Origin of the sequence: Pseudomonas sp. CCNWLW23 (genome assembly GCF_037095675.1) — a bacterium.
Classification (GTDB): Bacteria; Pseudomonadota; Gammaproteobacteria; order Pseudomonadales; family Pseudomonadaceae; genus Aquipseudomonas; species Aquipseudomonas atacamensis.
This window is the reverse complement of sequence record NZ_JBAWKM010000030.1, coordinates 1-13617: the sequence shown is the minus strand read 5'-3', so window position 1 is coordinate 13617 and position 13617 is coordinate 1. Positions and strand designations below refer to the sequence as shown.

The following is a 13617-nucleotide window of genomic DNA, read 5'->3' as shown; positions in this document are numbered from 1 at the left end:
ACAATCCTATACTCGCGACGGAAACGACCTACATGAACGACCTTCAAACCCTACGCCCCGATGACTCCCAGCCGACGCCGCTGTACTTGCAACTGGCGCGCAATCTGGAAGCGGCGATTCATGCCGGGCAGTGGAAGGCCGAACAGGCGATGCCGTCCGAGCGCAACCTCAGCGACCAGCTCGGCATCTCCCGGGTCACCGCACGCAAGGCTTTGGAAGTTTTGCTTGAGCAAGGCCTGATCCGCCGCCTGCAAGGCTCGGGCACGTTCATCACCCCACGCCTGGAACAACCGCTGTCGCGTCTGTCCGGCTTCAGCGAAATGCTGCGCTTGAAAGGTTTCGTGCCGAGCTCGAAATGGCTGGAGCGGGAGATCACCCTGCCAACTCACGAAGAACTGATCCGCCTCGGCCTGTCGCCGAACGACAAGGTGGCGCGCATGAAACGCCTGCGCAAAGCCGATGACACGGTCATGGCGATCGAAATGAGCACCCTGCCCGCGTCGATCATGCCCAGGCCGCAAGCGGTGGGCGATTCGCTTTACGAATACCTCGACGGCATCGGCAAACCGATCGTCCGCGCCCTTCAGCACATCCAGGCAATCAACGCCTCGGACGAATTCGCCGCGCTGGTCGGCATCGCCCCCGGCACCGCCATGCTGCTGATGACCCGGGTCGGCTATCTGGAAGACAACACGCCGATCGAAGTCACCGACACCTATTGCCGCAACGACTACTACGACTTTGTTGCAGAGCTGCGCCGCTGAGCGCAACCCCAAGCGAGAACGAAAATGTCCGAAGACAACATCCTCACCGCCAGCGGCTGGGTTCGCGGCCGGCTGATTCACGAACACGGCAAGATCGTGTCGATCGAAGGCGTGCCCTGCGATCCGGCGGCTAACGATCTACCCTATCTGCTGCCGGGTTTCATCGACCTGCATGTGCACGGCGGCGGTGGCAAAGACATTATGGAAGGCGCCGAAGCCTTCGAAACCATCAGCAAAACCCACGTGCGCTTTGGCACCACCTCGCTGTTGGCCACGACCATGACCGCGCCGAGTGCGGAGATTTCCAGCGTCTTGAAAGAGGTAGGAGAATTCTGCAAACAGCGTCCGAAAGGCGCCGCGCGAGTGCTTGGCGTACACCTTGAAGGCCCTTACATCAACCCGGGAAAACTCGGCGCTCAACCGAACTTCGCCCACACCGCGTTGATGGCAGAAGTCGAAGAATATCTGGCGCTGGCACCGATCCGCGTCATCACCATTGCCCCGGAAATCGCCGGTCACGATGCATTGATTCGCGAGCTGAGCAGCCGTGGCATCCGCATGCAGATCGGCCACACCCTCGGCAGCTACGAGGAAGGCGTCGCTGCGCTGGCTGCCGGTGCCAGCAGTTTCACTCACCTCTATAACGCCATGAGCCCGCTGCATCACCGCGAGCCGGGCATCGTCGGCGCAGCACTGGCGCACGCCAAATACGCCGAGCTGATTCCCGATCTGTTGCACGTGCATCCCGGCGCCATTCGCGTGGCCCTGCGTTCGATCCCGTGCCTGTACTGCGTCACTGATTCGACCGCCGCCGCCGGCATGCCCGACGGTGAATACAAGCTTGGCAGCCACACCGTGACCAAATGCCTGGGCGGCGTGCGCCTGCCCGACGGCACGCTGGCCGGCAGCACCCTGACCATGGATCAGGCCCTGCGCAATCTGGTCAAGATCGGTCTGCCGATCGCCGAAGCCTCGCAGCGTCTGTCGCAATTTCCCGCCGACTACCTCGGCATCACCGAACGCGGGCGCCTTGCCCCCGGCGCCTGGGCCGACTGCGTGCGGCTCGATCGCTCACTCACACTGACCGCCGTCATGGTCGAAGGAGAAGACATTGACTTCAAAAATGCTTGAGGAGGCGCTGTCCTCGTTCGAGGCCGTGCAAGCCCAACTGCAACAGCTCGACGCGCCGATGATCGAGATCGCCGGGCGCCTGCGCCGTCAGCCGCCGCAAGTGGCGATGACCGTCGCCCGTGGCAGCTCCGACCACGCGGCGAGCTACTTCGCCTACCTGACCATGCAGCAACTGGGCGTGCCGGTGGCCTCGTTGCCGATGTCGGTGGTGACCATGCAGCAGGCGCCACTGAAAGTCAGCGGTCAGGTCGCCTTTGCGTTTTCGCAGTCGGGGCAGAGCCCGGATCTGGTCAACAGCCTGCGCCTGTTGCGCAAGCGTGGCGCGCTGAGCGTGTCGATGGTTAACGCTGCCGATTCGCCACTCGAAGCGGCCTGTGAATTCAGCCTGCCGCTGCTTGCCGGGACTGAAAGCAGCGTCGCTGCGACCAAAAGCTTTATCGCCACCCTCAGCGCCAGCGCGCGTTTGATCGCGCACTGGAAAGAGGACAGCGAATTGCTGCAAGCCCACGACGCGCTGCCAGAAGGCCTGCGCGAAGCGGCGAAACAGGACTGGAGCGTGGCCATCGAAGCCCTGCGCGATTGCGAGCGCCTGATGGTGATCGGCCGTGGCGCCGGTTTCGCCATTGCTCAGGAAGCCGCGCTGAAGTTCAAGGAAACCTCGGCGATTCAGGCCGAAGCGTTCAGCAGTGCCGAAGTCCGTCACGGCCCGATGGCACTGATCGACGAACACTATCCGCTGCTGGTTTTCGCCCCACGCGGCGCTGAGCAGGCCGGCCTGCTGAGCCTGGCGGCGGAAATGCGCCAGCGCGGCGCCCGGGTCTTGCTCGCCGCGCCGGATGACGTCAGCGAACGCGACCTGACCCTGAGCCGCGCCGAACACCCGGCCCTCGATCCGATTCTGGCGATCCAGAGCTTTTACGTGATGGCCGCAGGCCTGGCCGTGGCGCGGGGCATGGACCCGGATCAGCCGCGCCATTTGAGCAAAGTGACCCGCACGCACTGACAACTGCTGACGGATGTACCCGTGTAGGAGCTGCCGAAGGCTGCGATCTTTTGATCTCGACCCATAAAAACAAGATCAAAAGATCGCAGCCTTCGGCAGCTCCTACAGGGGACATCGAACCGAGATTCAACTGATGAGACCCAGCCATGCCCGACAACAATAAAGAGCTGACCCTCAGCGCCCCGCTCAGCGGCCCGGTGCTGACGCTCGCCAACGTCCCGGACGCGGTATTCGCCAGTGGCGCGATGGGCGACGGCATCGCCATCGACCCGCTCAACGACACGCTGTATTCGCCCTGCGCCGGCGTGGTCATCCACGTTGCGCGCAGCAGCCACGCGGTGACCGTTCGCGCCGACAACGGTGCGGAAATCCTCCTGCATTTGGGCCTCGACACCGTTGAACTGAACGGCGAAGGTTTCGCCATGCTGGTCAAGGAAAGCGATCGCGTCAGCCTTGGCCAGCCGCTGCTGCGCTATGACCTGGACAAGGTCGGTCAGCACTGCAAAAGCCTGGTCAGCCTGTTGATCCTGACCAACAGCGCGGATTTTCAGGTGCGGCCGATCACCCTCAAAGCGGTGAACGTCGGCGAGCCGTTGCTGCACATCATCGCGCGCAATGTTGTCGCGGCGAATACCGATATAAGCGCTGGGCCAGAGGTTCGTGGTCAAGTGCAGGTTGCTCATCGCGGCGGCTTGCATGCGCGCCCCGCTGCGCTGATCCGCCAGACCGCCCAGGGTTTCAGCAGCCACTCACAGCTGCACTTCAACGGCAAATCGGCGCCGTGCAACAGTCTGATCGGTTTGATGGGGCTGGCCATTGGTGAGCAGGATGAAGTGCAGGTCAGTTGTCAGGGGCCGGACGCCGATGCCGCATTGCAAGCTCTGCTCAGCGCATTGGCCACGGCGCTGCCGGACGATCATCACGGGCAAGCGCCGACCACCACCGCCGCGCTGAAACGTCCGGCCGAGGCTGGGGTGTTGCATGGTGTTTGCGCCGCGCCAGGGCTGGTCGCCGGGCCGTTGTTTCGCTTGAACGCGATCACCTTGCCGGCGGATACGGGCCATCACGATCCAGTGCAACAGCAGCAGACGCTTGAAACGGCATTGAACGCGGTGCGCAGCGAAATCGCCGCCACCCTCGCCCAGGCGAAAAAGCACAAGAACGCCGACGAAGAAGCGATCTTCGCTGCACACATGGCGCTGCTCGAAGACCCGGCCCTGCTCGACGCCGCGCATCAATTCATCGCACAAGGCACCGCTGCGACGCACGCCTGGAGTCAGTCGATCGACACCCAGTGCGACATGCTCCAAGGCACCGGCAGTCCGCTGCTGGCCGAACGTGCCAACGATTTGCGCGACCTCAAGCAACGCGTCCTGCGCGCCCTGCTTGGCGAGGCCTGGCAATACCAGGTGCCGGCCGGCGCCATTGTTGCCGCCCACGAACTGACGCCATCGGATCTGCTGCAACTCAGCGCGCAAGGTGTCGCCGGGTTGTGCATGGCCGAGGGCGGCGCGACCTCGCACGTAGCGATTCTGGCGCGCGGCAAAGGCCTGCCGTGCATCGTCGCTTTGGGCGCGCAATTGCTTGAGCAGCCGCAAGATCAGGCCGTGGTGCTCGACGCTGAGGGCGGTCGTCTCGAATTGACGCCAAACGCCGAGCGCCTGGCCGAAGTGCAACAGGCGCAGATCGAGCGTCAGCAGCGTCGCGAAAGCCAACAGGCCAAAGCCCATTTGCCCGCTGAAACGCGCAATGGCGTGCACATCGAAGTGGTCGCCAATGTCGCCTCAAGCAACGAAGCAGCAGACGCTTTTGCCAACGGTGCCGATGGCGTCGGCCTGTTGCGCACCGAGTTTCTCTTCGTTGATCGCCAGACGGCACCGGACGTCGAAGAACAGCGCAGCGCCTATCAAGCGGTGATCGATGCCATGGGCGACAAGTCAGTGATCATCCGCACCATCGACGTCGGCGGCGACAAGCAACTCGACTACCTGCCGCTGCCCGCCGAGGCCAACCCAGTGCTCGGTCTGCGCGGCATTCGGCTGGCCCAGGCGCGCCCGGAAATTCTCGATCAGCAACTGCGCGCGCTGCTGCAGGTCAAGCCGTTGTCGCGTTGCCGGATTCTGTTGCCGATGGTCACCGAGGTCGACGAACTGCTGCACATCCGCCAGCGCGTCGATGCCTTGCGCCTTGAGCTGGGCATTACCGAGCGCCCGGAAATCGGCGTGATGATCGAAGTCCCCGCCGCCGCGCTGCAAGCCGAACAACTGGCCGAACACGCCGACTTTCTCTCGATCGGCACCAACGATCTGTCGCAATACACCCTGGCCATGGACCGCGATCACGCCGGGCTGGCGGCGCGGGTCGATGCCCTGCATCCGGCGTTGCTGCGTCTGATCGCCATGACCTGCGAAGGCGCGGCGGTGCACAAGCGCTGGGTCGGTGTCTGCGGCGCCCTCGCCTCCGACCCGCTGGCCACGCCGGTGCTGATCGGCCTCGGCGTCACCGAACTGTCGGTGAGCCCGGTGCAGATCGGTGAAATCAAGGACCGCGTACGCCAGTTGCATGAAGCCGAATGTCAGCGCCTGAGCCGCGACTTGCTCAAGCTGTCCAGCGCCGCCGCCGTTCGCCACGCCTGTCATCAACATTGGCCTCTGCGCTAACAAAAACAAAAAGGACAAACGCCATGTACCAACTCTTCATCGAAGGCCTGCAACGCCTGGGCCGCGCGCTGATGCTGCCGATCGCGATCCTGCCGATTGCCGGCCTGCTGCTGCGCCTGGGCGACACGGACCTGTTGAACATCGCGATCATTCACGATGCCGGACAAGTGATCTTCGCCAACCTGGCGATGATCTTTGCCATCGGCATCGCCGTCGGTTTCGCCAAGGACAACAACGGCACCGCCGGCCTGGCCGGGGTGATCGGTTATCTGGTGATGATCTCCACGCTCAAGGTGCTCGACTCGACCATCAACATGGGCATGCTCGCCGGGATCGTCAGCGGCCTGATGGCCGGTGCGCTGTACAACCGCTTCAAGGACATCAAGTTGCCGGAGTATCTGGCGTTCTTCGGTGGCCGGCGTTTTGTGCCGATTGTCACCGGGTTCGCGGCGGTGGGTCTGGGCGTGCTGTTCGGCTATATCTGGCCGCCGATCCAGCAGGGCATCAACGCGTTCGGCGCGCTGATGATGGAAAGCGGCAGCATCGGCGCCTTCGTCTTCGGCGTGTTCAACCGCCTGCTGATCGTCACCGGCCTGCACCACATCCTCAACAACATGGCGTGGTTCGTCTTCGGCAACTTCACCGACCCGACCACGGGCGCCTTGGTGACCGGCGATCTGTCGCGGTATTTTGCCGGCGATCCGAAGGGCGGCCAGTTCATGACCGGCATGTTCCCGATGATGATCTTCGGCCTGCCCGCCGCGTGCCTGGCGATGTACCGCAACGCTTTGCCGGAGCGGCGCAAGGTGATGGGCGGGATCTTCCTGTCGATGGCGCTGACATCGTTTCTCACCGGTGTTACCGAGCCAATCGAATTTGCCTTCATGTTTCTCGCGCCGCTGCTGTTCCTCCTGCACGCGCTGCTGACCGGGCTGTCGATGGCGATCACCAACGGCTTGAACATTCATCTGGGCTTCACCTTTTCCGGTGGCTTCATCGACATGATTCTCGGCTGGGGCAAGTCGACCAATGGCTGGCTGGTGGTGCCGGTCGGGCTGGCTTATGCGGTCATCTATTACCTGGTCTTCGACTTCTGTATCCGCCGCTTCAATCTGAAGACACCGGGGCGCGAAGACGTCGCCAGCGCCGAAAAAGCCGTGCTCTCGGAAACCGAACGCGCCAGTGCGTATATCAAAGCCCTGGGCGGCGCAGAGAATCTGCTCACCGTCGGCGCCTGCACGACCCGACTGCGCCTGGAGATGGTCGATCGCAACAAAGCCTCGGATGCCGAACTAAAAGCGCTGGGCGCGATGGCGGTGGTGCGCCCGGGCAAGGGCGGCAGTTTGCAGGTCGTGGTCGGGCCGCTTGCTGACAGCATTGCCGATGAGATTCGCTTGGCCATGCCTGCGCTGGGCCGAACAGCATTGGTGGAAACCGCAGTGGTTGCCGATGAGCCGAAGAGCGTTGCGCTTACCCGCAACGAGGCGCAGCAATGGCTGGATGCACTGGGCGGTCGCGACAATGTGCTGCAACTCGATTGCATCGCCATGACCCGCATTCGCCTGCAACTGGCCGATGCCAAGGCATTGTCCGATGCGCAGCTCAAAGCGCTCGGCTGCTTGGGTGTCAGCCAGTTGGACGGCGGCGTCTGGCATTTGCTGGTGGGGGACAAGGCCGCGAGTTTGAGCGGGGCGATCGAGACATTGCTGAGTCGCGGGGAGGTCAGCGCGCAGGTTTGATCTGCGCCGGTGGCGGGAGGGCTGGAGCGGGCGGGGAAAATCCGGCCCGCGCACGATACATGGATACCACCCTCCTCCACGCCCCGCTCGCCATGCTGGCCCTTCATCCCCAGCATGGAAATCGTGCCCATGAGCACCCCCAACGCACCCACACCCGATGAGATCAAAAACGATCTCAACCAGATCGGGCGTCTGCTCTTCAACACCGAAACCCCGCTGCTGCCCGAGCACAAACCGAGCACCGAGCAGGCTCATCTCAAACGCCTCGAAGAGCAGCTGAAAACCTATCGCGACGGCTACCTGCAACGCAGTCGCGCGCTCTATCAGGCGCTGGCAACCAGCGACCTGCAAAGCGAGGCTGGCAAGCAACTGATCGCCACGCTGAAGGTGCGCCTCAGCACGCAACTGATCAACATGGATCTGCGTGACCAGATCGACGGCAAACCGGCGAAAACCTTCCTTAAATACGACGCCGGTTTCACCGCGCTCGAGGACGAGGCGCAACAAGCCGTCAAGGATCGCCTGTTGCACCCGCAGGCTGGTGAGCTGATGAAGAAACTGGCGCTGGGCCCGCTGTTGCGTCCGGCCATGTATGCGTTGCAGTTCACTTATCAGCAAACCACTGTCGAGCTCGCCGGGACCTTTGTCGTTACGCAAAACGACACCCCGAAAGTCAGCGATCTGCTGACCGACCAGAGCGCGGGTTTCGTCGTGTTGTTCACGCCCGCCAGGGGCCTGGAGCTGTTCAATTCCCTGGCTGATCTCGACGCCCATCTGCTCGAGACCATGAAGCACAGCATCAGCCGTGACGAGTTGATGCAGCTGCTGCCCAGCCGCTACCACGAGATCGGTACAGCAGGAATCTGGCCATTGCAGCTGACGCCCATCGACAGCCAACCGCTGTTCGAACACATCTACGATGCCTTGATCGAAAAACGCACCCTGGATATCGAATATGCACTGAGTTTCGCCGCTAACCCGCAGCAGGATCCCGCTCGCTTGATCGCCGAGCTGGAGCGCGCCATCGGCGCTGCGCTGCCGGATCTCACTCCGCGTCTGGCCCTTCAGGCACAAACGCTGTTCGAACGGCACCTGCGCAACAGCGCCCCGGACTGGTACCGCAGCGCCGACGCCGCCAAGCGGGCCGAACTGGCCTTGCACCTGGGCAACTACAATCAGGCCCGGCAAAACCTGCTTGACCTGATGGGCCCCGCGGTCAGTCTGATGGCCGTGGCCCGCCAGCAATGGCTGGAGCGTCTGAGTGATGATCTGCAAATCGACGATCTGCAACCGGACAACCTGCAAATCACCACCGACCGGCGGGTACCGGGATACGGCGTATATGTGCACAAGCGCAACCTGGTCGAGCTGACCCTGCGCGGCCCGCACACCGGCGATGAGTTGCCAGGCTCGGAGTTTCTCAGCCACACCCGGCTGACTTACAACGACCTGCCGTTATCCGACGAGTACGCGGACGTGACGCCCGCCTGGGTGATCAAGCAGGCACTGGAGCTGGAACCGCGCGTCGACTTCGCACGTTTGCAAACGCAGATGCAGGCAAGCTCCGCAATCAAACCTGCCATTGAGCAGATGCTCGATCAGCGCATCGTCGCGCTCGCCCATACCGCAGCGCTGCAAGGGCACCTGCTCGACAGCGACCTGCAAATGATCCAGCGCCTGCGCAGCGGCAGCGATTCACAGTTACGCGCCGCCACGCTGTGTTTGCACGGTGCGCAACTCCAAGACCTTTGGGTGCTGCGTCAGAACGATCAGTCCGGTGCGGTCAAACGCGTTCTGCTATGCACGCCACAAGCCCCACGCGATCGCCAGTTCGAGGCCTTTGACAGTGAGCGCGAATGTCAGGCCCATGTGTTGTCGTGGGCCAAGCAGGGTGACGCAGCCCAAACCATGGCCGGTTACCTGGTCAGCCGCGCACCGATGCGCTTTCGTCCTGCTCTGCGCAAAGTCTTGTCGGGGCTGAGCTTCAAACCGGAAGCAGCGGAGCACCAGAAGGTGACTTTCGATCACCTCGGCAACCATCTCGATTGCCTCAAAGCGATGGCTGAACACGTGCTTGCCACACGCATCGATGATTATGATTTCAGTACACCGGTGTGGTATCGCTCGACCACTGCGGCCAATCGCCGACAACTGACGACGCTGAGCGACGACGCCGAGGGCGCACTGCTCGCATTCAATCAACATCCGCTGTCGGGCGGGCGTTTCCAGACATTTGACGCCTACGTGCACGAGCAAGCGAAGCTCAGCCTGAACCGCTTGCTCAAACGTGCGGCCAATGACGTCGATCCTGACACCGTCTGGGCCTACTCGCCAAAATCGATCGTGCCCTCATGGACACCAAAGCCGTTGACCTATACCCGGCTGTATCGCGACGGCTATGCCGACGGCGTGGGTTTTCTCGAGCAGAAATTCTCACGCTCGGCGCGCTTCAGAGGTCCGCAAGGCATCGATATCAGCAGCCTGACCGCGCAGAATGTCGCGCGCTCGGTCACAGGGGTGTGGATCGGCCAACGCTATACCGACAAAGTCAAAAAGGAGCTGCAGAATTCCCAGAGCGAAGGCTACGCGTTCCGCCGCAACGCGACACTGGCGATCACTCAGCGCCAGATGCAAAGCGCCGCGCTGGAATGCCAGCTGCAAGGACATATCGCCAGCAGCGACCTGCAATGGCTCCAGCAAAGCATCACCAGCATGGATCAAACGTCGGGGCAGACGCGGACGAAGTACCCGATCCACCGGTTGATGATCGACGGCGAATGGGTGATCGATACCTGGCTGTTCAGCCATGACAGTAATCCGGTTCTGCTGTATACGCCGGACGCGCCGGACGGCGTGCGTTTTCGTGAAGCGCGCCTGTTCAATTATCTGCTGCTGCAATCGGGCATGGTCGAGTACTTCACCTCGCGCGTGGGTATCAGCGCCCAGACCCGGGTCCGCACGCACCTGGACAACATCCGCAAGAAGCTGCCCAAAGACCTCAACAAAACCACCCCCAGCCCCGCCCGCTACGACTCGATGCGACCGGCTGACGCCGTCAGCGACCTGCTCACCGCGCTCTATGACATGAAGCTGCAACGGCGGATCGACAACGTCCACGCGACCACCACCAGTCGTATCGAAATGATCGCCGGCCTGATCTGGACGAGCGTTGAGTGGGTCGCGGCCATCGCCACCGCGCCCTTCCCGCTGTTGAGCCTGAGCACCGGCCTGTTGCTGGCCTTCAAGGACGCGATGCTCGCCCTGCATGCCTATCGTCAGGGCAACAACAACGAAGCGTTCCGGCACTTGCTCGGTTATCTGTTCAACAGTGCCGGCGCGGTGCTGACGGATCTGCGTCCGGCGCTACGGTCACTCAAGCCCGTCCGGCGCCCGTTACGTCAGGCTGTCGCCACTGCCGGCGATGAGCAACAGAGTGCTCTGGCATTGGTCGATCAAATGGCCACTGAACCCGTCTGGGACGATATGCAGGCGGTCGCTTTCAGAGGACAGTCGTATTACGCCAGTAACAACCCGGACGCGCTGGGCCGTTATTTGCTCTATCGCCCGGATCCGAATGGCTCCGGACTGCTTTCGACCGGCATTCTGACCGTGCGTAACTCCGACGGGGTGATGGTGCGCAGCGGCCTGTCCGGCGGGGCACCGAAATACGAAGCTGTACCCGATACACCCGGTCCGCACAAAGATTATGGAGTCGCGATCGACTACCGCGAGCGCGTCGAAACGTTGCTGGTGCCGCAATCGCGCGAGGCATTGCTGCAACTGAGCGACATGGGTATCCCGCGGCAGACCATCATGGCCCGGGTGGTCGATCAGTTGAGCGATGTACGCACAGCCTATCTGGAACAGGTCGAAAAACTCACCAAAGACGCCACGCGCCATTTTGCCCGGCTCGCACCGCTGCCCGCCCGTGCCGAAGTGCCGGCAGTTGCCGCCAATACCTCATTCGCACAGTTGATCGGCAGCGATGCATTCGCCGCAAAAAACCTGGTGATCGGTGCACAACCTGGTTCGATCGCCAGCAAACAGTTATTGATCGAGCATCTCGACGTCCTCGTGGCGAACGGCTACAAGCATCTCTTTCTCGAATACCTGCCGGGTGACGTGTTTCATCTCAAACTGGAAAAGCTCAACAGGAACGGCTCCTGGTTTCATATCAACAAACACCTGAAGGCGCTCGACAAAGCCATGGGGTATGCGCCGGACGCAGCTTTTTCTTACCTGGCGCTGGTGCGCAGGGCCCGGGAAAAAGGCATGAGCATCCATGCGCTAGACGGCTCGGCCAGCTATAAACTCGAAGGGATCATGGTGATGTCCGAGGTCTCGCCGCTGACCCCGCGAAACAACTCCATCAGAAACTTCTATTCGCACAAGGCGCTTGCCAGTGATGTGGCCGACGTCGGCGAAGAGCGCTGGATTGCCCTGACCGAACAGTCGCGCATGACCACGTTCGACAACACGCCGGGCCTGGCCGACCTGCACGAGGCCGTAGCCATACGTGTTGAAGACATCGACCTGTACCAACCGGCACGCATAAGCAGGGATACACCCGGCGCCATCGCCGGCGATGCGACTGCGCAAGGTGATTTCCTGGTACAGATGCCGAGCGCCTACAAGGCACCTCTACCCGTCTCCAGGCCCCCCGCCGCAGCTAGCGCCGTTGATCACTTCAGCGATTTCGATGTGGCTTTGCCGCTGCGTGACGATATTGCTGAAATGTTGCATAAGCCCTACTCCATGGACTCGAATTACACCCCGACGATCTCCAGTGAAAGAACGGCCTACGAGGCTTTCATCGCCCAGCGCAAGCGCCTGGAAAAAACCGCCAGAGACGCTTTCACCGACTACGTCCCTCCCGATGCGCCGATCCTGCCGGTGCTCACCTCCGACTGCACATTCGAGGCTTTTCTGCGGCAGCTGGCCGACGGACGCTTGAATCTGCTGATCGGCGAAGCCCATGCCGATGTAGCGAGCAAAGCGCTGCTGAAAAAGCACATGAAAGCGCTCAAGAAAGCAGGCTATGACACGTTGTATGTCGAGCACCTGTTCACCGATCTGCACCAGGCCGATCTCGACATTTTTTTGCGAACCCAACGTATGCCGCACAGGCTGAAGGCGTACCTGCATCGTCAGGACCGAGGGCACATGATGGCTTACGGTGGGAGCGATACCTACACGGAGCTCTACCAGGCAGCAGCCAAATACAACATCCGCATCAGAGCGATCGATTGCACAGCGTCCTACCACCTCAAGGGCCTGCATGACAAAGCAGTCTCGCGAAACGAGATGTTCAGCTACTTTGCAACCCAAGTAATCGAGGCTGATCAACTGGCCAACGGCCCGCATAAATGGGTGGCCCTCATCGGCAGTGCGCACACCAATTACAACCTCGGCGTGCCAGGTCTGGCCGATACACTTTCAGCCGTCAGCCTGCACGTGCGCGACACCGCCCCTGAGCTGGCCAGGGATATTCATCGCGGTACATGGGAATTTGTCAGCGGCCAGCACGAGACCAACGTGAGGGCCTTGAGCAGCGACTTTGTGATGGAGGTGGCCGTCCCCGGCACGAAAAAGCCTGCTGCGCCGCCTTCCGTCAGTCGCAGCAGACTGACTCGACAGGGCCAATTCCTGATCGAAAATGCAGATACCCGCAAAGCCAGTGTGGTGCATAGATCCAGGTCCGGCGAGATCGTTGAGACGCCGATTCAGATCAATGACAAAGGTCTGTTCTTCATTGATCGCTGGGGGAAAAAAGATGAGAGCTTCCAATACCTGCAAACCTTGGTCGACATGCTTGTAACGGACGTCAAGCTGACACAGGTGACGTGACATCCACGCGATTGCACGTCGTGGAAAACACCGGGCTTAACGGCCCGGTGGTTTTTTTACGCCTACGGATCAACCCGATCCAGCGCACGGTTCACCGCCAGCTCAGCGAGCATGATGATCTGCTGAATCACCAGCGCCGTATTGCGCTGCGGTCGCCCCAACTGATCGGCGAAATCACTGGCCAGGGTGTTGGCTGAAGCGAGGGATTCACAGGCGTGGGCGAGCAGGGTTTCGGTGTCGACGTCGGGCTGGATCAGAAACAGGGTGCCGGGCGGGCGCGCTTTGCTCGGCTGTGGGCACAGGTAAAAATCCAGAGCGCGCTTGATCGCTTCGCGGTTTTTCGCGAGGTCGTCGGCGCGGATGGTTTGTTCGAGGGGGGTGGTGGGTTCGAGGGGTGGGTCGGGGACGATCTTATCCAAAATGCTTCTCCTGCTGATGCTGATGGGCAGCCATCGATCGCCGGATCTCACGCG

General features: G+C 61.8%; 7 protein-coding genes. 6 read left to right on the top strand and 1 reads right to left on the bottom strand.

All coding sequences use genetic code 11. The features are described from left to right. Positions 1-32 precede the first annotated feature (32 nt). From V8J63_RS25850 to V8J63_RS25825, 6 genes are all read left to right on the top strand, one after another. Positions 33-764 (top strand): GntR family transcriptional regulator, encoded by a 732-nt coding sequence (locus tag V8J63_RS25850; protein WP_016771550.1) that lies wholly within the window; start codon positions 33-35, stop codon positions 762-764. 24 nt (positions 765-788) lie between these two features. Then, entirely contained in the window at positions 789-1895 is a 1107-nt protein-coding gene (gene nagA, locus V8J63_RS25845; protein WP_130888429.1) for an N-acetylglucosamine-6-phosphate deacetylase, read from the top strand. Beyond that, complete coding sequence (locus V8J63_RS25840) at positions 1876-2898, top strand: SIS domain-containing protein (RefSeq protein WP_110646986.1); 1023 nt, start codon at positions 1876-1878, stop codon at positions 2896-2898. Before nagA ends, V8J63_RS25840 begins: the two co-directional genes overlap by 20 nt. A gap of 146 nt (positions 2899-3044) precedes the next feature. Next, entirely contained in the window at positions 3045-5558 is a 2514-nt protein-coding gene (ptsP, locus tag V8J63_RS25835) for a phosphoenolpyruvate--protein phosphotransferase (protein WP_130888430.1), read from the top strand. A 23-nt stretch (positions 5559-5581) separates the two neighbouring features. Then, positions 5582-7297, top strand: coding sequence for an N-acetylglucosamine-specific PTS transporter subunit IIBC (gene nagE / locus V8J63_RS25830; protein WP_130888431.1), 1716 nt, complete (start codon positions 5582-5584; stop codon positions 7295-7297). A gap of 129 nt (positions 7298-7426) precedes the next feature. Then, the gene (locus V8J63_RS25825) at positions 7427-13144 is read left to right on the top strand and encodes a membrane-targeted effector domain-containing toxin (RefSeq protein WP_130888432.1); all 5718 of its coding nucleotides are present in this window, start codon (positions 7427-7429) and stop codon (positions 13142-13144) included. Positions 13145-13206: 62 nt separating this feature from the next. Here the strand turns inward: V8J63_RS25825 and V8J63_RS25820 are convergent, their stop codons facing one another. After that, positions 13207-13563 (bottom strand): DUF6124 family protein, encoded by a 357-nt coding sequence (locus V8J63_RS25820; protein ID WP_336353399.1) that lies wholly within the window; start codon positions 13561-13563, stop codon positions 13207-13209. Positions 13564-13617 lie beyond the last annotated feature (54 nt).